Source organism: Halocynthiibacter namhaensis, from assembly GCF_000812685.1.
Taxonomy (GTDB): Bacteria; Pseudomonadota; Alphaproteobacteria; order Rhodobacterales; family Rhodobacteraceae; genus Halocynthiibacter; species Halocynthiibacter namhaensis.
This window is the reverse complement of record NZ_JWIF01000064.1, coordinates 1-22,081: the sequence shown is the minus strand read 5'-3', so window position 1 is coordinate 22,081 and position 22,081 is coordinate 1. Positions and strand designations below refer to the sequence as shown.

Sequence of the window (22,081 nt, the reverse complement as noted above, 5' to 3'; positions counted from 1 at the left end):
TACGTCGCATCGGGCCCGCGCATCGAAAATCAGGACAAGGCATATAACGCCTGCGGTTTTCCGAAAAGAACGCGACACGGACTGACATATGAGCCAGGTTGAATTTCTCCTCAATGGGGAAGCCATCTCGCTAACCAAAGTGAACCCAACGGAAACCCTTTTGGACTTTCTGCGCAACAGGCGTGGGTTAAGCGGCACAAAAGAGGGCTGTAACGAAGGCGATTGCGGTGCCTGCACGGTAATGATCGAAGACCCAGACGGCACCCGCGCGCTGAATTCCTGCATTCTGTTGCTGCCGCAATTGGCTGGGAAATCCATCACCACCGTAGAAGGGCTTGCCGCCCCGAATGGCACGCTGCATCCTGTTCAAGATGCGATGATTGAATATCACGGCAGCCAATGTGGCTTCTGCACGCCCGGTTTTGTCATGTCGATGGCGACGGCGCATAAAAACGGTGCCACCGATTATGATGATCAACTTGCGGGGAACCTCTGTCGTTGTACCGGCTACGCCCCCATCATCCGCGCCGCAAAAGCCGCCGAAGATCAGCCTGTACCGGCCCACATCAAAAAACCTTTCATCTTGCCTGAAATACTAGCGGGGGATCCAGGGGGCAGCCAGCCCCCTGGCGCGACCACGCATTTTCGCCCGCACACCAGCGATGAGTTTGCCGCTTGGTATGCCGCCAATCCAGACGCGACATTGATCGCAGGCGCAACTGATGTGGGCCTTTGGGTGACAAAACAATTGCGAGACCTGCCCAACGTCGCCTTTCTAAATGGTATCAAGGATTTGCAAAGCATCGACATCGCTGACAATGAAATTCGCATTGGCGCAGGTGTCACGATTGAAAATCTGCGCCCTGTCATGAATGAACATTTCCCGTCATTCGGGGAAATGCTGCGGCGGTTTTCATCCACACAAGTGCGCAATGCCGCGACGATCGGTGGCAATATCGCCAACGGGTCCCCCATTGGTGACAGCCCCCCTGCGTTGATCGCTTTGAATGCGCGACTGCATCTGCGCAAAGGCGATGCGCGACGCGACATTGCCCTAGAAGATTTCTTCATCACCTACGGCAAACAGGATCGTGCGCCAGGAGAATTTGTTGAAGCCATCACCATCCCCAAACAGCCGGATTGCCTGAGAGTTTACAAACTGTCGAAACGTTTTGACCAGGATATTTCAGCCGTTCTTGGGGCGATCTATATCTATGGCGACGGCAAGACCATGACCGACGTTCGCATCGCGTTTGGCGGGATGGCGGGGACACCACAACGCGCCACACATGTGGAAAATGCGCTACGTGGAAAGCCTTGGACGGCCGAGACAATTGAAGCGGCCTGCGCCGAATTCAGCAAAGATTACACCCCCATGACCGACATGCGCGCCAGTGCTGACTATCGTCTAGAGGCCGCTCAGAACATGTTAAGGCGTTATATGCGAGACGCCATGGGACAAACCGTTTCCGTGCTGGAGGTGACCCCATGAGCGTTGCAAAATCCCTTCCCCATGACGCCGCGAAACTGCATGTGACGGGGCAAGCGCGTTATGTCGATGACATGCCTTTGCCTGCAAACACGCTGCATCTGGCCTTTGGCACATCGGATGTCGCCCATGGCGTGATCACAGCGATGAACCTTGAAAAGGTGAAGAACGCTGCCGGTGTGGTTGCGGTCCTGACTGCCGATGATCTGCCGTTTGAAAATGATGTTTCGCCCTCTGCACATGATGAACCATTATTGGCGACGGGCACTGTGCATTATCTTGGGCAGCCGATCTTTTTGGTCGTGGCAGACAGTCACCTAAATGCCCGTAAGGCTGCACGCCTTGGGCAAGTTGACATCACGGAAAACCCCGCGATCCTGACCATTGATCAAGCGATGGAAGCCAACAGCCGCTTTGAAGATGGGCCGCGCATTTGGACCAAAGGCGATGCCGCGGCCGCAATCGAAACTGCGCCGCGCGTGATCGAAGGTCGCTTTGAAATGGGCGGGCAGGAACATTTTTACCTTGAGGGTCAGGCCGCTTTGGCCATTCCTGGCGAAGATGGGGATATGTATGTGTCGTCATCAACGCAACACCCGACCGAGATCCAGCACAAGGTTGCCCATGCCATCGGCAAGCCCATGCATGCGGTGCGTGTGGAAATTCGACGTATGGGTGGCGGCTTTGGCGGAAAAGAAAGCCAAGGCAATGCTTTAGCCGTATCTTGTGCAATTGCTGCCCGCCAAACCGGGCAGCCTTGCAAGATGCGTTACGATCGTGACGACGATATGATGATCACCGGTAAGCGCCATGATTTCCGCATCGAGTACCGCGCGGGTGTGGACGATGCCGGGCGTATTCTCGGCGTTGAATTTCTGCAATATGCCCGTTGTGGATGGGCGATGGATTTGTCGCTACCTGTCGCGGATCGTGCCATGTTGCATTCCGACAGCGCCTATAATCTTGACCATGTGAAGATTGAAAGTCACCGCCTTAAAACCAACACCCAAAGCGCCACGGCCTATCGCGGTTTTGGCGGCCCGCAAGGCATGTTGGGCATGGAACGCCTGATGGATCACATCGCACGAGATCTCGGGAAGGATGCGCTTGAGATCCGCAAAGCGAATTTCTATGCGGATATGACGGATGCCTCCGGCGGGAGTATTTCCGGCAAGACGAAACAGACCACGCCTTACGGGCAGGAAATCATAGATTGTGTGATCAACGATCTGGTCGGCGCGCTTGCGGTAAACGCAGATTACGAAGCGCGCAGAGCTGCGGTTGATCAATGGAACGCCGAGAATGACATTCTCAAAAAGGGCCTCGCCCTGACGCCTGTCAAATTTGGTATCAGCTTCACCCTGACCCATCTGAACCAAGCGGGCGCGCTTGTGCATGTCTATCAGGATGGGTCAATTCATCTGAATCATGGCGGCACAGAAATGGGCCAAGGCCTGTTCCAAAAGGTCGCACAAGTCGCCGCCAGTCGCTTTGGCGTGCCTTTGCATATGGTGAAAATTACCGCGACGGATACAGCCAAAGTACCGAATACCTCGGCCACTGCGGCCTCAAGTGGCGCGGATTTAAACGGCATGGCCGTGCAAGCGGCCTGTGACACGATCCGCACGCGCATGGTCGATTCCTAGCTGAATATCACCAGACCGACGCGGAAAAGATTAATTTTGAAGGTGGCAATGTGCATGTCGCGGGTGAGGTCATGAGTTTCGCCAAGGCAGCGCAACTTGCCTATGAAAACCGTATTTCACTGTCATCGACTGGGTTCTACAAAACACCGGATATTTCCTGGGATCGCATCAAAGGCCAAGGTCGGCCGTTTTATTACTTTGCTTATGGCGCATCCGTGACCGAGGTGGTGATTGATACATTGACCGGCGAAAACCGTATCTTGCGCACAGATATTTTGCATGATGCGGGCAACAGCTTGAACCCTGCTTTGGACATTGGCCAGGTCGAAGGGGCTTATGTGCAAGGCGCGGGATGGTTAACCACAGAGGAGTTGGTTTGGGATGACAGCGGGCGTTTGCGCACCCATGCACCCAGCACCTATAAGATCCCCGCTTGTTCCGATCGGCCCGATATTTTCAATGTTGCGCTCTATGAAAATCAGAACCCGGTTGAAACGGTTTACAGGTCCAAAGCCGTGGGTGAGCCGCCGTTCAATCACGGGATATCGGCCTTTATGGCTTTGTCGGATGCGGTATCATCATGCGGCGAAACTTATGCTGATCTTCAAGCGCCCGCCACGGCAGAATCTGTCCTAAAAGCCGTTAAAAAGGCCCGCGCATGAAGGCGTGGATCACAGTTTCGGTGGCGCAAGTGCATGGATCAACGCCGCGTAACACCGATGCGCAAATGCGCGTCTTTGCAGAGGGGCAAGAGGGCACGATTGGTGGTGGTGCATTGGAATGGGAGGCTGCCAAAATCGCCCGTCAGATGTTGATCGACGGGCAGGAAAAAGCACAGCGCACCATGCCACTGGGACCCAATCTTGGGCAATGTTGCGGCGGCACGGTGGTTTTGAATTTTGAGACAAACGCACAGACCTTAGACATTCAAGGCACACCTCTGTGGATTTGGGGTGCGGGGCATGTGGGACGGGCCATTTCCAACGTCATGGCACCTTTACCGCAATTTGATCTCACCCTCGTGGATTTCGACGCTGCACGTCTGCCCAAAGATTTGCCGCATAATGTCACGCCCTTGCTGGGCATTGACCCTGTGCGCCTTGTGCCCCACGCGCCCCAACAGGCGCGCCATATCATCGTGACCCACGATCATAAATTAGACTTGGAATTGTGCCACGCGCTTTTATCCCACGGGTTTTCAAGCTGTGGCTTAATCGGATCTGCCACAAAATGGGTGCGTTTCCAAAAACGCCTCAAGGCATTTGGCCATGCTGAAAATATCGTCAAACAGATCACCTGCCCGATTGGAAACCCCACATTGGGGAAACACCCGACAGAAATAGCTGTTGGCGTCGCGGCTGAGTTGCTGACATATGAAAACAAAGCGGCATTAGATCGCATTACGGAAACCACGGGAGAGATCGCATCATGACTGACACGGGCGAAACACCGGTGCTGTTGCATCTGGACGGTCTGACCAAAGCCTATCCGGGCGTGGTCGCCAATGATAACGTCGGCTTCAAAATCCACGAAGGCGAAGTGCACGCTTTGCTGGGTGAAAATGGCGCGGGTAAATCGACACTTGTGAAGATGATCTATGGCCTGGTGAAACCTGACAGCGGCACAATGACCCTACGCGGGGAACGCTTTGAACCGGCGGAACCACGGGCGGCGCGGGCGGATGGCATCGCGATGGTGTTTCAGCATTTCTCATTGTTTGACGCGCTCAATGTCGCAGAAAATATTGCGCTTGGCATGGAAAAGCCACCGAAGATGGGCGACCTTGCCGCACGGATCACCGAGGTAAGCGAAGAATACGGTCTGCCCCTCGATCCACATGCGGTGGTCGGAAACCTATCTGCCGGCGAACGCCAACGGGTTGAGATCATTCGCTGTCTTCTGCAAGATCCGAAACTGTTGATCATGGATGAACCCACCTCGGTTTTGACGCCGCAGGAAGTGCAAACTCTGTTCCAAACCCTGCGGAAATTGTCATCTGAAGGCACCGCGATTTTGTATATTTCCCACAAACTTGAAGAAATCCGCAGCCTCTGTGACGAGGCGACAGTTCTGCGCCTTGGCAAGGTTGTCGGCAGTTGCACCCCGCGTGAAAAATCCGCGCGTGAACTGGCGGAAATGATGGTGGGCGAGGTTCTACATGTGCCGGAACGCGCCAACAAAGACCTGGGCGATGTGGTTTTGGGCGTGTCCGATCTGTCCATGCCCAGCCCCAGCCCTTTTGGCACAAGTTTGAAAAATGTGACGCTTGAAGTGCGCGCAGGCGAAATTTTGGGGATTGGCGGGGTTGCGGGCAATGGCCAAGACGAACTTTTGGCCGCCATATCGGGCGAGGTGAAGACCAGCCATGGCGCTGTGACCGTCAATGGCACGCCAGTTGGCGCCCTGTCACCAAATGAGCGGCGCAAACTGGCCATTTTGGCAGCCCCCGAGGAACGCCTTGGTCACGCCGCCGCCCCCGACATGAGCCTTGTTGAAAACGCGCTTTTGACCGGGGCCGTACGCAAAGGCCTGACGAAATCTGGTTTTGTAGACTGGACCGCAACACGCGAATTTGCACGCGAGATCATCAAAGACTTTGACGTGCGCACCCCAGGATCCGCCAACGCAGCGCGGTCACTGTCTGGCGGCAATTTGCAAAAATTCGTGGTTGGCCGCGAGGTGTTGCAAGACCCCGACGTTTTGGTTGTGAACCAACCAACATGGGGCGTTGATGCCTCGGCGGCGGCGGCGATCCGGCAAAGCCTGTTGGATTTGGCTGCCAAAGGGGCGGCGATTATTGTGATCAGCCAGGATTTGGATGAATTAATGGAAATTTCCGACCGATTTGCGGCACTGAATGAAGGCACCCTGTCAGACGCGCGCCCAGCGCACGGTCTAACAGTGGATGAAATCGGCTTAATGATGGGCGGCGCCCACAGCATGGAGGTGGCACATGTCCATTAAAAACTACATTAACCCGAACCCAAAAGATGATCGCAACCCGCTGGCCTTGTTCTTTCTTTCACCAGGAATCTGGCTTTTATCTGTAGTGTTTAGGCTCGAGCCACGCCCCCAACCTTCAAAACTTTGGTCAATCGCAGCCCCTTTGCTGGCAGTCGTCCTAACGATGATCGCGGGCGGCATAATGTTTGCGGCCCTTGGCAAAGACCCACTGGAAGCGATCCGCATTATCTTTTGGGACCCGCTGTTTGGCGATTTCGCCAGCTATTCCCGCCCGCAATTGCTGGTGAAGGCCGGGCCATTGGTGTTGATCGCAATTGGCCTATCTTTGGGCTTTCGCGCAGGCATCTGGAACATCGGCGCTGAAGGCCAATACATCATGGGTGCGATTTTTGGCGCTGCCACGGGTTTGGCGTTCTACCCAGCAGAGCTATGGATCATCTTCCCCTTAATGGTGATCGCAGGCGCGATCGGCGGCACGCTTTGGGCCATGATCCCGGCGATACTCAAGACGAAATTCAACACAAACGAGATCCTGACATCCTTGATGCTGGTCTATATCGCGCAGGAAATTCTAAAATCCATGGCGAATGGTTTGCTGAAAAACCCTGAAGGACACGGCTTTCCTGGATCCCGCAACCTCGCGCATTACCCCGCCACATCGAACCCGGAACTCATCGCAGGCACCGGCGCACATTGGGGCGTAATGGCCGCCATCATCGCCGTGATCGCGGCTTACATATTGCTATCACGCCACATCCTGGGGTTTCAGATCCGTCTGACCGGCGAAAGCCCACGCGCGGCGCGGTTTGCATCCGTACGCCCGAACCTTTTGATCGTCATCTGCATGGGTTTATCCGGCGCATTGGCAGGCCTCGCTGGCTTGTTTGAGGTCACGGGCCCCGCTGGCCAGATCACTGATAAATTCAACGTGGGCTACGGGTTTACCGCAATCATCGTGGCGTTTCTGGGCCGATTGCACCCGGTGGGCATCTTACTGGCGGGCTTGCTGATGGCGCTGACCTATATCGGTGGGGAATTGGCACAGTTACAAATGTCGATACCGGCAGCGGCGATCCAAGCGTTTCAGGGCATGTTGCTGTTCTTCCTGCTCGCAATGGATGTGCTGACCAACTTCAAAATCAAATTTGGCAAGGAGGCCGCGTGATGGATCTTTCCTCATTTGACCCGGTGGTTCTGATCACCACCATGATGATCGCTGCAACCCCGATTATGTTCGCAGCAATCGGTGAGTTGGTTGTCGAGAAGTCAGGCGTTTTGAACCTGGGCGTCGAAGGCATGATGATCTTTGGCGCGATCTGCGGCTTTATGATCACCGTGAATTTCGACAGCCCCTTTCTGGGCATGTGCGCGGCAGCGATTGGCGGAGCTTTGATGGCTTTGCTGTTTGGGCTGCTCACGCAATACTTGCTGTCAAACCAAGTCGCGACCGGGCTTGCATTAACCTTGTTCGGGTTGGGTCTGTCCGCCCTTCTTGGTCAACGCTATGCGGGCATCAAACCACCTTCGACGCCGAAATTGGACCTACCTATTCTGTCTGATTTACCCATCGTCGGGCCTATGTTGTTCAGCCATGATTTCATGGTGTATCTGGCAATCGCGATTGTCGCCGGGGTCTGGGCCACGCTGAAATATACACGTGTTGGCTTGATCCTGCGCGCCGTTGGTGAAAACCACGATGCCGCCCATGCACTTGGTTACAAAGTCGTGCGCATTCGCCTGATGGCGATCATGTTTGGCGGCGCTTGTGCCGGACTTGGCGGCGCATATCTGTCGCTGGTGCGTGTGCCACAATGGACCGAAGGCATGACCGCAGGCGCAGGTTGGATCGCTTTGGCGATTGTGGTGTTTGCCAGTTGGAAACCTTGGCGTGTTCTGCTTGGCGCTTGGCTGTTTGGTGGCGTGACGTTTTTACAGCTTTACCTTCAAGCCGCTGGCCTTGATGTTCCCGTCGAATATCTGTCCATGTCGCCTTATGTCATCACGATTGTGGTGTTGGTGATTATGTCGGCCGATAAGAACAAAGCCGCGATGAATGCGCCTGCCTCACTGGGCAAGGTTTTTCACGCGACACATTAAGGGGGCATTTCGCCCATGACACGCAGCGAGATTATTCAGATCCTTGACGGAGACCACCCAGTGGTGGGGCACAGCGTTACCACCGCGATGAACGTCATGATCGGCCTGTCCGCTGTGGCGATTGCGTTGGAAACCGTACCCGGCATGCCTCTTGGGGTCGAAAAAGCGCTGTGGTGGTTTGAGGTCGTGATCCTCGTCGTCTTCGTGACGGAATATCTGTTGAAGTTAGCCTGCTCGCCCAAACCGCTGCGCTATATGTTCAGCTTTTGGGGTATCATTGATTTGCTGTCTTGCGCCCCGGCGTTGGCAATGCTGAACCCACAATGGCAAGCCGTGCGTACCCTGCGTTTGATGCGTTTGATGCGGATGTTGAAACCGTTTCATTCGTCCCTAATCCTATTCCGCCTGCGCGATGCGTTGCATTTGGTACGCGGAGAACTTTACGTTTTCGGCATTCTATCAGGTGTCATGTTGTATATCAGTTCCGTTGGGATTTACCTGTTTGAACATGACGCACAGCCCGATGTTTTCACATCTATCCCGGAAAGTTTCTGGTGGGCGATCGCATCCTTCACCACTGTGGGTTACGGCGATATGGTGCCCATCACCAGTGGCGGCCGCTTTTTTACAGCCATCGTTTTATTCATCGGCCTCGGCGTTGTGGCGGTGCCATCCGCGATCATCACAACAGCCCTTTTGGAAACCCAAACCAATGTGCGCCCTCTGCGCGATGAAGAGAAACCACAGCCAAATCAGGATGACACAGGAGGGTAAAGCCAGCGCCCTACCCTTCTGCATTCAGATCAAGAAAACACGTCTTCTGCGCCAACGGCACCGCCTTCTTTGATGTCTTTCAGGCGGGTGTATAGCAACACGGTGAACAGGGACATAATCGCCATGAAAGCCGCGCCAATGACGGCATTTATTGCAACGATCCAGATTGGTTGTCCCAAAAGAGCATCCAATTGGTTCGCAGCCGCAATACCGATGCCCAGCCCGTATTGAATCACCAGTGAAACCACCGCCATTGCGACAATCAACAACACCATCCCACCAATGATTGGCCAGCGATATTCCTTCGTCAATTGTGCCGAGTATCCCAACGCTTCAAAGCCTTTGCCTTCAAATATCACTACAGGCATTGCAAGGCTCCATGCTGCCATGAGAACAATACCGGGAATGATCAACAAAATAAGGCCAAGTGAAGCACAAACATACATAACAACGGTGAGAGCCACTAAGATGAAACCCCGTTTCAAAACAGTTATTACGGCTTCCCCAATATTTGAGGCGTTACCCTGAAGGATCTGTCCAGCGACGATCATCAAAAAACCCAAATGCAGAATGCTGAAAATTGTCGTTCCCGCCAGAAAGAGAAAATAACGGGTGCCAAACATAGCTGTTGGATCAGCAGGATTTGCGAGAAAATCCTCAAAGATCATGGGCATCATCGCATTCGCGATCAATTGCACCACAAGAATAGGAATAAAGGCTGCCAAAAGCAGCGAGAGGTAATGTTTGCTAAAAGCTGAAAAAGATGCGCCGACAAGATTTGTCACGCCCAGTGGGGGAAATTGTGTCATTGTTTGCTCGTTATAGTGAAATCATCTCGAAGCCGATAAACCCCTGACGCCCGTTGGTGCAAGCAAAAAATATCATGAGGTCCCATCCCTCAAGTCCCAACCGAAGTTTTCTCCGCTTGGGATAATTTCTTGCTGTCATATGGCACGGGGATCAAACAGGGCTGGGCCTCATGGATCAGAATTTACGCTGATACCCAATAACCATGCTATGGTTGATGTATGAACCGATTTCCGCAGTTGAACCGGCAAGACCAACTGAACCAGATGGTAGGGGTTTCATACGGTAGCCAATATCAAGGCTTTGGGTTTCATCAATTTTGAGTATTCCACCAAACCCGATTTGGCCTGCAGGGCGCCAATAGTTTTCAGAAACAGAGGTATTTCCCGACAGGTTAACATTCAAATACGCAGCACCGATGCCGCCGCCGACATACAGATTACGACCACCACCTTGAGCAAAATCATACCAGAGATTGCCCATAAGATGGGTGTAATCGATGCTATTTGTACCGCTGAATGTTCCTGCGGTGCTGCCAAATGCGCTTACGGCAGTGAAATCACCGCCATCACCACGCACTGCTGTATGTGACACTTCTAGTTCAAGGCGAAGGTTATCGGTTAGACGCCCCCCGACCACAGCACCCAGAATATATCCGGCACCGAGATCATATTCGACGTCGACGGTCGCCAGAGAAGTCTTTGTCAAACTCCCGACATTCGCGGAATAGGAAAGGCCCGCAAAACCACCATAATATTTATCTGACAGAACTTGTGCCTGCAAATTCGTCGCACACAACATCAAAAACGAGAAAGCCCAATGGCGCATCTCACACTCCATTCACCCATTAAAAACGATCCAGTAACACAGGTTATTTTCAAAGTAGAACCGAAGATCTTTTGAAATAAAGATTGTTGCATAGTTGCTTTACCCACCTGGGACCGTCGCATACGAAATATGGAGGTATAAGCGGCTATAGTTTGCGGTCATTAAACCTTTTACCAGCACTTTGCCCACCAAGCTGACCGAGGGATAAGTTCTTGCTGTCACCCCATGCCCTGCATAGTATGTTGCTCAGGTGACATATGGTGGCTGCGCGTCCGTGCACCCTACCATTATGAAGAACGAATAATGCGATTTTAATTCGCATCGTAATCAACACGGGAGAGAGACATGAATTCTGTAAAATCCATCTTGGCTGGCGCGACGCTTGCCCTAGGCCTTGGCGGCGCGGCTTTTGCTGACGATCCACTGAAAGTTAGCTTTGTCTATGTTGGCCCAGTGGGCGATTTCGGCTGGTCCTATGAGCACGACCAAGGCCGCCAAGCGGTTGTTGAACATTTCGGCGATAAGGTTGAAACCACCTTCGTTGAATCCGTGCCAGAAGGTGCGGACGCTGAACGCGTTTTGACACAAATGGCCTTGTCCGGCAGTGACGTGATCTTCACGACGTCTTTCGGTTACATGGACCCAACCATCAACGTTGCTGCGAAATTCCCTGATGTGCGCTTTGAGCACGCAACGGGTTATAAAAACGCGCCAAACGTATCCACATATTCCGCGCGCTTCTATGAGGGCCGCGCCGTTTTGGGCACCATCGCAGGTCGCATGACGGAAACCAACAAAGTGGGTTACATCGCCTCTTTCCCAATCCCCGAAGTGATCCGTGGCATCAACTCTGCTTACATCCACGCGCAAAAAGTGAACCCAGACGTCGAGTTCAAAATTGTTTGGGTCTACACATGGTTTGATCCTGCGAAAGAAGCAGACGCAGCCACCGCTTTGATCGAACAAGGCGTTGACGTGATCATGCAGCATACAGATTCACCAGCAGCAATGACCATCGCAGAAGAACGCGGCATCATGGCATTTGGTCAAGCGTCTGACATGAAGCAATTCGGCCCAACCGCGCGTCTTTCATCCATCATCGACAACTGGGCGCCATACTATATCGCGCGCGTTCAAGCTGCGATGGACGACACTTGGGAAAGCACAAGCACCTGGGATGGCATCAACGAAGGCATGGTAGAAATCGGCGAATTCTCTGACCGCGTTCCTGCTGACGTTCAAGCAGAAGCACAGGCTATTTCCGATGCGATTTCTTCTGGCGAATACCACGCATTTACCGGCCCAATCAACAAACAAGACGGATCTGTTTGGTTGGCTGAAGGTGAAACCGCCGACGACGGCACCCTTGCTGGCATGGATTTTTATGTTGAAGGCGTTCAAGGCGACATTCCGAACTAAGCTTCGAAACATCTACATTAACAAAAAGGCCCAGAGCTTCCTCTGGGCCTTTTCTCGTTTCGTCGTGGGTATTCTTATTTGTCTGATGCGTCTTCTGAGGCCAATTGGCTTGCGAACCAAGCTGCGGCAACCGGGTTCACGCCACCTTTGGAAGATGCCGTCACACCAACAACTGGGTTTGATTTGGTTTCGATGCCGGTGCCTGCCTCTGCTGCGAGATCTGCAAAGATTTCAACAGCTTCTGCAGTGATTGGTGTGTGGCTGTCCAAAACAACGGCTTCAATGCCAGTGTTGTCTTGTGCGAAATGTGCTTCGACGTCTTTGGCGCCAGCAAAAGCAGGAGCAGCAACAGTCAGGGCGAGGATGGATGCGATTACAGTTTTCATTTTCATATTCCTTACGGGTCTGGGTTCGTTTGTTTCGGTGGAAGTCTTGTTGCTTCCGATGAGATTGATTTGGGGGTGGCCATGGTAACGTTCAATACACAGAAGCGTGAGGATTGTATTTTATATGTTCATATATGCACGCATAGCTGTGAGCGGATGAAGCGACGGAAATCACACGCCAGATTTTCCCAGCTTCAAACACATCAAACGGCAAAAAGCCCCGCATATATAGCGAGGCTTTTCACACAAATGGGGTATTCGAGTTTAGTTTAGATATAGAAGTTCACGCCAATCATCTATTTCCGCCTGCCTCCTTTCGTCCGACTTCTGATTGCGATGGCGTCTCAACACAGCAGCAACTTGCCGACCCTCTGCGACCGGGACACCCGCCAATGACATGCATTCAAACAAAGATGCCTCGCTGGGATCTTCGTCCTGAAACTGAGGGCATTGGCCCCTGCTGGCACCGCCTGTGTTGCGCCAAATGCGCCTTATCCGATTGCGAAAAGCTGTCCGCCAGTCAAGAAAAAAGGGGGGAGTGATGGTTATTTCAGACAGGGACATTTTTAACCTCCGGGTTTGAGAACATTAAATTTGCAACGTGAACAACTTAGATTAACAATCGCCGCCGCCTATTGGAATTCTCAAATTTGACTGCCTACTTTCGCGCTAAGGTATATGAAAATGCATATTTATTTTCACAAATGACGCAAATAGTGAAAAGTATTTTTGTCGATCTTATTAATTTCGCTCTTTTGAAAATCAAATATTTCTATTGCACAGCGAAATGCGAAGGATATAATCTTAAAATGCGAAATATGATTTCGTATTTCGCGTTAAGCGCGAAACATTGTGATATATCCGGCGTAACGCATGACTGCCTGCGCATGTTGGAATAGCTCGATTTGTATGTAGTTGGTATAAATATGATCCGGAGACCCGCCTGATGTCCGCCCCACAGCCCGCAAGATCAGGAAATATGGTTTTTGCAGATCGTTTAAGCGAATTATGCGAAACGAAAAGCTCTGTTTCTGAGATCTGTCGCGACCTTGGCATCAATCGCCAGCAATTCGCCCGCTATCAAAACGGGTCATCTATCCCGAGACAGGCCTTGCTCGCGAAAATTGCGGCTTACTTTGAAGTCGACCAAGGCGTTTTATTTTCCGAACACCCTGTCGCGCGCAACACAACCCCACACAAAAGGGCCGATGTCGAACAGTTTTCACAACTTTTGGATTGTTCCGGCCTTGAAGAGATCACCGAACGTGATTTATCGCCTGGATATTACGTGCAGCACAAACGGTCTTTTTCGGTTCCAGACCAATACATAAGAACTTTAGTGGCCATCACCAACGACAATGGCGTCTATAAGTACAAGACGCGGGTGATATCAGGAAACACCAATCGTTCCACCGGGGTCACGCATTATTTTGAAGGGGTTTTCATCAAGCAGAATGGGTTTTTGGTGATGGCAGATAACGGCAACATTATTCCTTGCGTGACCTTTCATGTCTTCAAGCTGTCAAACGGCTTTGATACGATGACAAAACCCGGGCTGCATATGACCGTGGGTCTACCTGGATCAACCGGCCCGAAATGTTCGCGTTTGGTCATAGAAAAAATAAAACGGAACGAAAGCGTGCTTCACATCGCAAGGACACAAGGGATGATCGATAAGTCCGAAGTCCCAGAGTATCACCTAAGCATCCTCGAACGGGATGCAGATACTATTGCCGGTCAAATCAGCATCTAGCCTTTGACCTCCCCACCCAAATACTTTGCGCGCGAAAGACGCGTGTCTAAAGAAACGTCTCATACCGAATAGATTGTTGGGTATTTGGGGATATTTTGTATTTGAAAAGAAACGGAACAGAAAACATCATATAAACAATTGAATATATGGTGGGTCGTGAGAGGCTCGAACTCCCGACATCTTCGGTGTAAACGAAGCGCTCTACCAACTGAGCTAACGACCCGTTCCGTAAGCGCTGATTTAGCCTAGGGACTGTAAGGGTGCAAGGGCTGAAATGGTCTTTTTTACCATTTTTCAGTCAAAATGTGATTTTTTTCACTTGGCCGAAATAAAAAGGTACTATGCCACAGCAAAGACCGGGAAGCGCCCTGCACGCCCCCGATCTTTCCTACATCAATCACTCTGCGTCGTTGGAAGATTCAGCCAATGTTACGTTAGGTTGCCCATTGAGACGGCGAATCCGACAGGTATAGACAGTCGCGTTGCTCAGATCTTTGGACCGCTTCACCATCAGTTTGCCAAACGGTTGTAACACCATCTCTGCGTCGTCACACAGTGCCTCGCCCATTTCGGCCAAGATCGCGTCCATGATTGGGCGAATCTCATTCTTGCGCATGCCAGTCTTTTTAGAAACCTTATCCAACAGGTCTTTCTTACGATATCTGGTGTCTTCTTCTGGCGTGATAACTTTGACCGCTGCCACAGCGGGAGACTCGGTCGCGACGACATTCGCGGTCGCGGCAGTTGCTTCCAGATGCTCAGCCTTCGGTGCTGCTGGCTTATGCGCCGCAACATCTGCCTTCACAGAGGTGTTTTTGGTCGTCTTTTTTGCAGGTGAACGCATTTTCAAAATAACTCCAATTGCTACGTGCGCAGGATAGCCCCGAAGCGATGGGACAAACCAGTGAAATAAGTCGAAATCCACGAGGAGTGGCCGAAATCGGACAAAAACAAAAAGGCGCAGGAAATCCCGCGCCTTTTCCGTAACTTACACTTCAATATCAGTGTTGTGCTGCGGCACCAGTTTGTTTTTGAGCCGCCAAAGCGGCCTGAGCTGCTGCCGCCTCTTCGGCAACCTCATCCCATTCCACAGGTTCAGGGGTTGCAACCAAGGCGTGTTTCAACACTTCAGACACGTGACTGACAGGAATGATTGTCAGGCCCTCTTTCACGTTGTCCGGGATCTCTGTCAGGTCTTTTTCATTTTCTTGGGGGATCAGAACGGTTTTGATACCGCCCCGCAGCGCCGCCAATAGCTTTTCTTTCAAACCGCCAATAGCCAAGACATTACCGCGCAATGTGACTTCGCCGGTCATGGCAACATCACGGTTCACAGCGATCCCTGTCAGGACGGATACAATGGACGTCACCATGCCAACACCCGCAGATGGACCATCCTTTGGCGTCGCCCCTTCCGGCACGTGCACGTGGATGTCGATCTTTTCGAACTGCGGTGGCTTCACGCCGATTTCAGGGCTAATCGAACGCACGAATGAGCTGGCAGCATCGATGGATTCTTTCATCACGTCGCCAAGTGTCCCCGTGGTTTTCATACGGCCCTTGCCCGGTAATTTCAGCGCTTCAATCGATAGTAAATCACCACCCACAGAGGTCCAGGCAAGCCCGGTCACAACGCCAACCTGGTTGTCTGTTTCCGCAAGACCATAGCGGAATTTTTTCACGCCTAAGAAATCATCAAGATTATCCGCGTCAACCGTAACAGATTTTTCTTCTTTCTTTACGATCTTGGTCACGGCTTTACGTGCTAATTTAGCGATCTCACGTTCCAGGTTCCGCACACCGGCTTCGCGTGTGTAATAGCGAATTATACCTTCCAACGCCCCATCCGTTACGCTAAATTCGCCTTTGCGCAACCCGTGGTTTGAAACCTGCTTATCGACCAAATGCTGTTTGGCGATCTCAGATTTCTCATCCTCAGTATAGCCAGCGAGCGTGATAATTTCCATGCGGTCCAACAGGGGGCCCGGCATGTTATAGCTGTTCGCAGTCGTCAGGAACATCACATTCGAAAGGTCGTATTCGACTTCCATATAGTGATCCACAAACGTTGAGTTCTGTTCCGGATCAAGGACTTCCAACATCGCAGATGCGGGATCCCCTCGGAAATCTTGGCCCATTTTGTCGATTTCATCCAGCAAGATCAACGGATTGGTCGTCTTGGCTTTTTTCAAGGCCTGAATGATCTTGCCAGGCATGGAACCAATATACGTCCGACGGTGGCCACGGATTTCAGATTCATCACGTACCCCCCCAAGAGAAATGCGGATAAATTCACGCCCCGTTGCCTTTGCGACCGATTTGCCAAGCGACGTTTTACCAACACCAGGAGGGCCAACAAGACATAGGATCGGGCCTTTCAGTTTTTTGGAGCGCTGCTGCACCGCGAGGTATTCAACAATGCGTTCCTTAACCTTTTCCAGACCATAGTGATCAGAATCTAGAACCTTTTGCGCATTGCCAAGGTCCTTTTTCACGCGGGATTTGACGCCCCATGGAATGGAGGAAATCCAATCAAGGTAATTGCGAACAACCGTTGCCTCAGCCGACATAGGCGACATGGACTTCAGCTTCTTAATTTCCGCATCAACCTTTTCACGCGCTTCTTTAGACAATTTGATGTCGGCGATCTTGGCTTCCAGTTCTTGGATCTCGTTCTGGCCTTCGTCACCATCCCCAAGTTCCTTCTGAATGGCTTTCATTTGCTCATTCAGGTAATATTCACGCTGGGTGCGTTCCATCTGGGTTTTAACGCGGGTTTTGATCTTTTTCTCAACTTTGAGAACAGACAATTCACCCTGCATCAGCCCATAGATTTTCTCAAGACGTTCGGCAACATCCAAGGTCTCTAGGATCTCTTGCTTTTTGTCGACATCGATGCCCAAGTGCCCAGCAACAAGATCAGACAATTCAGCAGGTTCGCGGGTCTCGGACACAGCTGTTAGCGCTTCTTCCGGGATGTTCTTTTTGATCCGCGCATAACGTTCAAATTCTTGATCCACAGACCGCAACAGGGCCTCTGCAACAGCAAGGTCACCCGGCACTTCTTCCAGGGCTTCGGCGCGGACCTCAAAAAAGTCATCGTTCTCGACGAATTCGCTGATTTTCACGCGCGCTTTGCCTTCGACCAACACTTTCACCGTGCCGTCTGGCAGTTTCAGCAATTGCAATACATTGGCCAACACGCCAATCCGGTAGATACCATCGGCAGTTGGTTCATCCACGGAAGGATCCATCTGGCAAGACAGCATGATTTGCTTGTCGTCTTGCATGACCTCTTCCAACGCACGAATAGAACGTTCGCGGCCAACAAACAGCGGCACGATCATATGGGGGAAAACAACGATATCGCGTAGGGGAAGTACGGGATAGGTCTGGTTTAGTTGCTCTTGCATTCTCAATCCTTGCTTAGCAAAAGACATAGGCCCCAAAATGGCAGCCATGCGTCTTTTCTGTTCCGGAGACCTAAGATGGGGATGTGTCCCCCCACTTTCAACCTGGATCCCATAAGTTGGCCGTTATCATGCACCGCCGAGACCCTCTCTGCAAGAGGGCACGACAGGTTTAACTAAGCTTTTCAGTTCGCCCGGCGCAGAGTTACTGTAGATTTCAGAACATTCAGTTAAATATAGCTGTTCTTCGGTGAAATTACACCTAGGGCGGCGGGTTATCGCCCTAAGCCACGGCCCCCTTAATACAACTGCAATAGACACCGATCACTTGACCCGCGCCTATTACGAGTGTTCGCCTGAACGACAATTGTACTTTACAAAGGTTCGATATCGCCCTGTGCGCGGTTTGCGTGGAAATTGCGCTCAAATTCAGCAAAGCGCCCTTGCGAAATCGCGTCACGCATGCCCTGCATCAGGTCTTGATAATATTGCAGGTTATGCCAGGTCAAAAGCATGCCCGAGATCATCTCTTGGCTGCGGAAAACATGGTGCAAATAGGCGCGTGAATAATTGGAACAGGCAGGGCATGTGCACGCCTCATCCAAGGGCCGCGGGTCATCCGCATGGCGGGCGTTTTTGATATTCACAACACCTTGGCGCGTGAACAATTGCCCCGTGCGCCCGGACCTAGACGGCAAAACGCAATCCATCATGTCAATGCCACGTGCAACAGCACCAACGATATCGTCGGGTTTGCCCACGCCCATCAGGTAACGGGGCTTGTCTGTCGGCAACATGTCAGGCGCGTAATCCAGACAGTCGAACATCTTTTCCTGGCCCTCGCCCACAGCCAAACCGCCAACCGCATAACCATCAAATTCGATATCACGCAGGGCCTGCGCACTTTCACCGCGCAGATCTTCTTCCAGACCACCTTGCATAATGCCGAACAACGCATGTCCAGGGCGATCACCAAATGCATCACGCGAACGCTGCGCCCACCGCATAGACATGCGCATGCTTTCGGCGATCCGCTTTTTATCCGCAGGCAAGGCCGGACATTCATCGAAACACATGACAATGTCTGACCCAAGCAGGCGCTGGATCTCCATGGAACGTTCGGGCGTAATTTTATGCTTTGATCCGTCAATATGACTGGAAAAAGTCACGCCTTCCTCAGTCAACTTACGAAGCCCGGCAAGACTCATCACCTGAAAACCGCCACTATCGGTCAGGATTGGTTTTTGCCAGTTCATGAACTTATGCAAGCCACCAAGCCGATCGATGCGTTCCGCCGTGGGGCGCAGCATCAAATGATAAGTATTGCCGAGCAAGATATCAGCCCCAGTGGATGCGACGCTTTCGGGCAGCATCGCCTTCACAGTTGCGGCAGTTCCCACCGGCATAAATGCTGGCGTACGAATCTCACCGCGTGGGGTTGATATCACACCGGTCCGGGCTTTTCCGTCGGTGGCGTTCAAAGAATAGCTGAATTTGGTCATACAGACCGAAATGTATCAGTTTTCAGAAAATGCCAAGAGGAAAATTATCAGATCTATGCCTGACCTCCGGGCGATGTTTCTATATTCGCGAATTCTAATGTATTTCGGTCAATCCTCCGCGCGACCTCTTCCAACTCCAAAACAAGTGTAATCGCGCTAGGAAGCAGTTTCTCGGCCGCATCATCAGACCAGTCATACACCAATTCCTGCAACTGAGACGCCAATCGCTTTAAGCGCTTGCTTTCCGCCTGAATGGCGTCCCAGTCCCCAGGTCGCAGGAATCTGACCCTTTGATCCGAGTTAGACATAATTTACCCATTCGCACTCTCTACCCCTTAAAAATAGAGGTTAGATAGAATTCGCACAATAACGCAGTTCAGTCATTTCGCCTCAGAATTGAGACAGCCGTGTGAATAATCACTTAATTACAATGGCATAAAGTAATACAAAAAATTGATTTACAAAATCGAATAATTACATTTACCATCGTCAAAATTGTAATACTTCCTCAAGAACTGTATCCATGAATATCGCACATGTTTTCGCCGCCAATCTAAGACGCCTAACAGACCAAGTTGGTAATATCTCCGAGGTCGCCAGACTGCTAGACATCAACCGCGCGCAATATAACCGCTATCTCAACTCAGAAGCTTACCCAAAGCCGGCCATCCTTGATCGGATTTGTAAGTTTTTTAATGTGGACGCGCGCATATTGACGCACCCCCTAAACCCAGATGACGTCCACGATTTGCCGCAGCCAGCGTTGAACAACACCGCATCTGAAATCAACCGTTATTGGGAACAAGCCGCACATTGGCTTCCTGGTGAAAAATCCGCCGCCCCAAGTTTGGAGGAAATTTCTGATGGGATGCATTTATTCTGGCGACCATCCATGGCACAGCTTGATCGCTATGTTTGCAGCCCTTTGCACATCAAGAGCCAACGCGGCATTCGCACCATTAAGATGTACGATGTGAAATCCACCTATTTGATGTCCCACACGACATTGCCAAAAGATCGTGAATATCGTGGGGTCGCATTGCGCCAAAACCATGGCCTTGTAATGCTTCTTTTCCCCAGTTCTTCTGTGGCAACGATGGCTATGGTGAACCTCACCAAGGATCATGGGATTAGCACGCAGTTCGTCGCGGGCCACCTCACCTTACCACGCGCAGAAATGCCAAACCGAAGGCGCACGACCCCCTGCCTATTGCAGCGCCTGCCCGTACAGCCACGATCCATCGTCACGGCAGCCCACAACAGTCGGTATTACACAAAGGAAGAATTGCCCGCCGATATCGGCGCAATGCTGACCGAAGCAGGGCATGTTGCCCTAGATTAATGCTAAAATGCGATCCTCATAGCCTGCTGCGTGCTTTTGCCCACAGCAGGCTATGGACCTTAGGCATCATAATCCTTATATCTTCAGTCAGGTAATGAAAGAACCCGCTATGACCGCAGATACATCCACGCCCATGGAAGGCGCTCCGCTGATCAAACCATCGTCAACAAGCCACGAGATGTATGACACCGTGGTTGAAGCTTGTCGTTCTGTGTTTGATCCGGAAATCCCCGTCAACATCTATGATCTTGGCCTCATCTATACGATTGAAATCAGTGACGAAAATGATGTTGATGTCATCATGTCATTGACGGCACCCGGTTGCCCTGTCGCCGGTGAAATGCCCGGATGGATTGCCGAGGCAATTGAACCCCTGCCCGGCATCAAAACCGTCAGTGTTGAATTGGTTTGGGAACCACCGTGGGGCATGGAAATGATGTCTGACGAAGCGCGGCTTGAACTGGGCTTTATGTAAGGAATCAAACGATGTTCGGTATTCCAGGCAAACAAGCCGTTACAATGACCCCCGCTGCGATCAAGCAGATTGCGAAGCTCATGGGAACCAAAGGCCACGCTGGCCTGCGCATTGGCGTGCGTAAAGGTGGCTGTGCTGGCATGGAATACACGATGGAATATGTCGATGCCGCCGACACACATGACGAAGTCGTCGAACAAGATGGCGCCTGCGTCATGATCGCGCCCATGGCCCAGATGTTTCTGATTGGCACAGAGGTAGACTATGAAGTTGGCCTGCTTGAAAGCGGCTTCAAGTTCAACAACCCCAATGTATCAGATGCCTGTGGTTGTGGCGAAAGCATCCGTTTTGAAGGTATGGACAAACCCGAAGATGGTTTGAAACTGCCCAACTAAGATCCCCCTGGCATCCATAACCGCCCGATGGTGGGTTTTCTTTGGTCGCCCCTTTCCTAAATTAAAAAGACGGCTGAAATCTCAGACGTAACTGTCGCTCAAGGGTGGCCGCTATGCAGCTCGGCAAAAAGCCTTTTCAGAGTTGAGCAATCCACAGGCTAGCATGCGCAGTCCGCGCTTGTGGTTTCCGCGATTCTATCCGCTCACACCTGTATGTGCATATATGAACATATAAAATGCAATCCTCACGCTTCTGTGTATTGAACGTGACGATGGTCGCCCCCAAATCAATCTCATCGGAAGCAACAAGACTTCCACCGAAACAAACGAACCCAGACCCGTAAGGAATATGAAAATGAAAACTGTAATCGCATCCATCCTCGCCCTGACTGTTGCTGCTCCTGCTTTTGCTGGTGCCAAAGACGTTGAAGCGCATTTCGCACAAGACAACACTGGCATTGAAGCCGTTGTTTTGGACAACCACTCACCAATCACTGCAGAAGCTGTTGAAATCTTTGCAGATCTCGCAGCAGAGGCAGGCACCGGCATCGAACCCCAATCAAACCCAGTTGCTGGCGTAACTGCATCTTCCAAAGGCGGCGTGAACCCGGTTGCCACAGCTTGGTTCGCAAGCCAATTGGCATCAGAAGACGCATCAGACAAATAAGTTGACCCAATTTTGAAATTGAAAAGCCTCGGAGATCACTATTCGGGGCTTTTTGGGTTCAAGCAGGTTTTCTAGTTTTCTAGTTTTCTAGTTTTCTAGTTTTCTAGCTTTCTAGTTTTCTAGTTTT

At 51.6% G+C, this 22,081-nt stretch carries 19 protein-coding genes, 1 tRNA gene and 1 pseudogene; 13 read left to right on the top strand and 8 right to left on the bottom strand.

The genetic code is table 11. From position 1 onward, the window contains the following. The first annotated feature begins 88 nt into the window (after positions 1–88). From xdhA to RJ38_RS13890, 7 genes and pseudogenes are all read left to right on the top strand, one after another. Complete coding sequence (gene xdhA / locus RJ38_RS13920; protein WP_039019498.1) at positions 89–1,492, top strand: xanthine dehydrogenase small subunit; 1,404 nt, start codon at positions 89–91, stop codon at positions 1,490–1,492. After that, positions 1,489–3,797 (top strand): annotated as a pseudogene (gene xdhB / locus RJ38_RS13915) (xanthine dehydrogenase molybdopterin binding subunit). Before xdhA ends, xdhB begins: the two are co-directional and overlap by 4 nt. Next, positions 3,794–4,567: a xanthine dehydrogenase accessory protein XdhC gene (gene xdhC / locus RJ38_RS13910; protein WP_039019497.1), complete on the top strand. Its 774-nt coding sequence runs from the start codon at positions 3,794–3,796 to the stop codon at positions 4,565–4,567. The pseudogene xdhB and the gene xdhC overlap by 4 nt, the downstream one beginning before the upstream one ends. Continuing rightward, complete coding sequence (locus RJ38_RS13905; RefSeq protein WP_039019496.1) at positions 4,564–6,099, top strand: ABC transporter ATP-binding protein; 1,536 nt, start codon at positions 4,564–4,566, stop codon at positions 6,097–6,099. Before xdhC ends, RJ38_RS13905 begins: the two co-directional genes overlap by 4 nt. A gap of 85 nt (positions 6,100–6,184) precedes the next feature. Then, entirely contained in the window at positions 6,185–7,264 is a 1,080-nt protein-coding gene (locus RJ38_RS13900) for an ABC transporter permease (RefSeq protein WP_039019540.1), read from the top strand. Then, complete coding sequence (locus RJ38_RS13895) at positions 7,264–8,196, top strand: ABC transporter permease (protein ID WP_039019495.1); 933 nt, start codon at positions 7,264–7,266, stop codon at positions 8,194–8,196. Before RJ38_RS13900 ends, RJ38_RS13895 begins: the two co-directional genes overlap by 1 nt. A gap of 15 nt (positions 8,197–8,211) precedes the next feature. Beyond that, positions 8,212–8,970: an ion transporter gene (locus RJ38_RS13890; protein ID WP_039019494.1), complete on the top strand. Its 759-nt coding sequence runs from the start codon at positions 8,212–8,214 to the stop codon at positions 8,968–8,970. A 29-nt stretch (positions 8,971–8,999) separates the two neighbouring features. Here the strand turns inward: RJ38_RS13890 and RJ38_RS13885 are convergent, their stop codons facing one another. Then, the gene (locus RJ38_RS13885; protein ID WP_039019493.1) at positions 9,000–9,779 is read right to left on the bottom strand and encodes a hypothetical protein; all 780 of its coding nucleotides are present in this window, start codon (positions 9,777–9,779) and stop codon (positions 9,000–9,002) included. Between the two features lie 175 nt (positions 9,780–9,954). Then, entirely contained in the window at positions 9,955–10,605 is a 651-nt protein-coding gene (locus RJ38_RS13880; protein WP_039019492.1) for an outer membrane protein, read from the bottom strand. A 345-nt stretch (positions 10,606–10,950) separates the two neighbouring features. Between RJ38_RS13880 and RJ38_RS13875 the strand changes: the two genes are divergently transcribed. After that, positions 10,951–12,024, top strand: a complete 1,074-nt coding sequence (locus RJ38_RS13875) for a BMP family ABC transporter substrate-binding protein (RefSeq protein ID WP_039019491.1) — start codon at positions 10,951–10,953, stop codon at positions 12,022–12,024. A 74-nt stretch (positions 12,025–12,098) separates the two neighbouring features. On the opposite strand, the gene RJ38_RS13870 is transcribed toward RJ38_RS13875, so the two are convergent. Next, positions 12,099–12,410: a hypothetical protein gene (locus RJ38_RS13870; protein ID WP_039019490.1), complete on the bottom strand. Its 312-nt coding sequence runs from the start codon at positions 12,408–12,410 to the stop codon at positions 12,099–12,101. A gap of 946 nt (positions 12,411–13,356) precedes the next feature. On the opposite strand from RJ38_RS13870, the gene RJ38_RS13855 reads away from it, so the two are divergent. Next, a complete protein-coding gene (locus RJ38_RS13855; RefSeq protein WP_156121876.1) occupies positions 13,357–14,163 on the top strand; it encodes a helix-turn-helix domain-containing protein in 807 nt (268 codons plus the stop codon). Between the two features lie 147 nt (positions 14,164–14,310). Here RJ38_RS13855 and RJ38_RS13850 read toward each other — a convergent pair. The 5 genes from RJ38_RS13850 to RJ38_RS13830 form a co-directional block, all read right to left on the bottom strand. After that, a tRNA-Val gene (locus RJ38_RS13850) sits at positions 14,311–14,386 on the bottom strand. 174 nt (positions 14,387–14,560) lie between these two features. After that, the gene (locus tag RJ38_RS18225; protein WP_052245403.1) at positions 14,561–15,007 is read right to left on the bottom strand and encodes an HU family DNA-binding protein; all 447 of its coding nucleotides are present in this window, start codon (positions 15,005–15,007) and stop codon (positions 14,561–14,563) included. Positions 15,008–15,164: 157 nt separating this feature from the next. After that, positions 15,165–17,576 carry an endopeptidase La gene (gene lon, locus RJ38_RS13840; protein ID WP_039019538.1) on the bottom strand — a complete coding sequence of 804 codons (2,412 nt, stop codon included), beginning with the start codon at positions 17,574–17,576 and terminating at the stop codon, positions 15,165–15,167. Positions 17,577–17,947: 371 nt separating this feature from the next. Then, positions 17,948–19,075: a tRNA guanosine(34) transglycosylase Tgt gene (gene tgt, locus RJ38_RS13835; protein WP_039019486.1), complete on the bottom strand. Its 1,128-nt coding sequence runs from the start codon at positions 19,073–19,075 to the stop codon at positions 17,948–17,950. Between the two features lie 53 nt (positions 19,076–19,128). Continuing rightward, positions 19,129–19,383 carry a hypothetical protein gene (locus RJ38_RS13830; protein ID WP_039019485.1) on the bottom strand — a complete coding sequence of 85 codons (255 nt, stop codon included), beginning with the start codon at positions 19,381–19,383 and terminating at the stop codon, positions 19,129–19,131. Between the two features lie 215 nt (positions 19,384–19,598). Here RJ38_RS13830 and RJ38_RS13825 point away from each other — a divergent pair, with 215 nt between their 5' ends. The 4 genes from RJ38_RS13825 to RJ38_RS13810 all read left to right on the top strand — a co-directional run bounded on the left by RJ38_RS13825 (position 19,599) and on the right by RJ38_RS13810 (position 21,954). After that, positions 19,599–20,417, top strand: a complete 819-nt coding sequence (locus RJ38_RS13825) for a helix-turn-helix domain-containing protein (protein WP_039019484.1) — start codon at positions 19,599–19,601, stop codon at positions 20,415–20,417. 109 nt (positions 20,418–20,526) lie between these two features. Further along, entirely contained in the window at positions 20,527–20,892 is a 366-nt protein-coding gene (locus RJ38_RS13820) for an SUF system Fe-S cluster assembly protein (protein WP_039019483.1), read from the top strand. An 11-nt stretch (positions 20,893–20,903) separates the two neighbouring features. Next, the gene (locus tag RJ38_RS13815; protein WP_039019482.1) at positions 20,904–21,287 is read left to right on the top strand and encodes a HesB/IscA family protein; all 384 of its coding nucleotides are present in this window, start codon (positions 20,904–20,906) and stop codon (positions 21,285–21,287) included. A 355-nt stretch (positions 21,288–21,642) separates the two neighbouring features. Further along, complete coding sequence (locus tag RJ38_RS13810; protein ID WP_039019481.1) at positions 21,643–21,954, top strand: hypothetical protein; 312 nt, start codon at positions 21,643–21,645, stop codon at positions 21,952–21,954. The last annotated feature ends 127 nt before the right edge of the window (positions 21,955–22,081 follow it).

What these genes read in the sequence shown, in the direction of transcription:
- RJ38_RS13855 (WP_156121876.1), top strand. Translation starts at nt 13,357, where the DNA reads ATGTCCGCCCCACAGCCCGCAAGATCAGGAAATATGGTTTTTGCAGAT.
- RJ38_RS13830 (WP_039019485.1), bottom strand. Translation starts at nt 19,383, where the DNA reads ATGTCTAACTCGGATCAAAGGGTCAGATTCCTGCGACCTGGGGACTGG.
- RJ38_RS13895 (WP_039019495.1), top strand. Translation starts at nt 7,264, where the DNA reads ATGGATCTTTCCTCATTTGACCCGGTGGTTCTGATCACCACCATGATG.
- RJ38_RS13890 (WP_039019494.1), top strand. Translation starts at nt 8,212, where the DNA reads ATGACACGCAGCGAGATTATTCAGATCCTTGACGGAGACCACCCAGTG.
- RJ38_RS13905 (WP_039019496.1), top strand. Translation starts at nt 4,564, where the DNA reads ATGACTGACACGGGCGAAACACCGGTGCTGTTGCATCTGGACGGTCTG.
- RJ38_RS13870 (WP_039019490.1), bottom strand. Translation starts at nt 12,410, where the DNA reads ATGAAAACTGTAATCGCATCCATCCTCGCCCTGACTGTTGCTGCTCCT.
- RJ38_RS13885 (WP_039019493.1), bottom strand. Translation starts at nt 9,779, where the DNA reads ATGACACAATTTCCCCCACTGGGCGTGACAAATCTTGTCGGCGCATCT.
- RJ38_RS13825 (WP_039019484.1), top strand. Translation starts at nt 19,599, where the DNA reads ATGAATATCGCACATGTTTTCGCCGCCAATCTAAGACGCCTAACAGAC.
- xdhA (WP_039019498.1), top strand. Translation starts at nt 89, where the DNA reads ATGAGCCAGGTTGAATTTCTCCTCAATGGGGAAGCCATCTCGCTAACC.
- tgt (WP_039019486.1), bottom strand. Translation starts at nt 19,075, where the DNA reads ATGACCAAATTCAGCTATTCTTTGAACGCCACCGACGGAAAAGCCCGG.
- RJ38_RS13820 (WP_039019483.1), top strand. Translation starts at nt 20,527, where the DNA reads ATGACCGCAGATACATCCACGCCCATGGAAGGCGCTCCGCTGATCAAA.
- lon (WP_039019538.1), bottom strand. Translation starts at nt 17,576, where the DNA reads ATGCAAGAGCAACTAAACCAGACCTATCCCGTACTTCCCCTACGCGAT.
- RJ38_RS13815 (WP_039019482.1), top strand. Translation starts at nt 20,904, where the DNA reads ATGTTCGGTATTCCAGGCAAACAAGCCGTTACAATGACCCCCGCTGCG.
- RJ38_RS13880 (WP_039019492.1), bottom strand. Translation starts at nt 10,605, where the DNA reads ATGCGCCATTGGGCTTTCTCGTTTTTGATGTTGTGTGCGACGAATTTG.
- xdhC (WP_039019497.1), top strand. Translation starts at nt 3,794, where the DNA reads ATGAAGGCGTGGATCACAGTTTCGGTGGCGCAAGTGCATGGATCAACG.
- RJ38_RS13875 (WP_039019491.1), top strand. Translation starts at nt 10,951, where the DNA reads ATGAATTCTGTAAAATCCATCTTGGCTGGCGCGACGCTTGCCCTAGGC.
- RJ38_RS18225 (WP_052245403.1), bottom strand. Translation starts at nt 15,007, where the DNA reads ATGCGTTCACCTGCAAAAAAGACGACCAAAAACACCTCTGTGAAGGCA.
- RJ38_RS13810 (WP_039019481.1), top strand. Translation starts at nt 21,643, where the DNA reads ATGAAAACTGTAATCGCATCCATCCTCGCCCTGACTGTTGCTGCTCCT.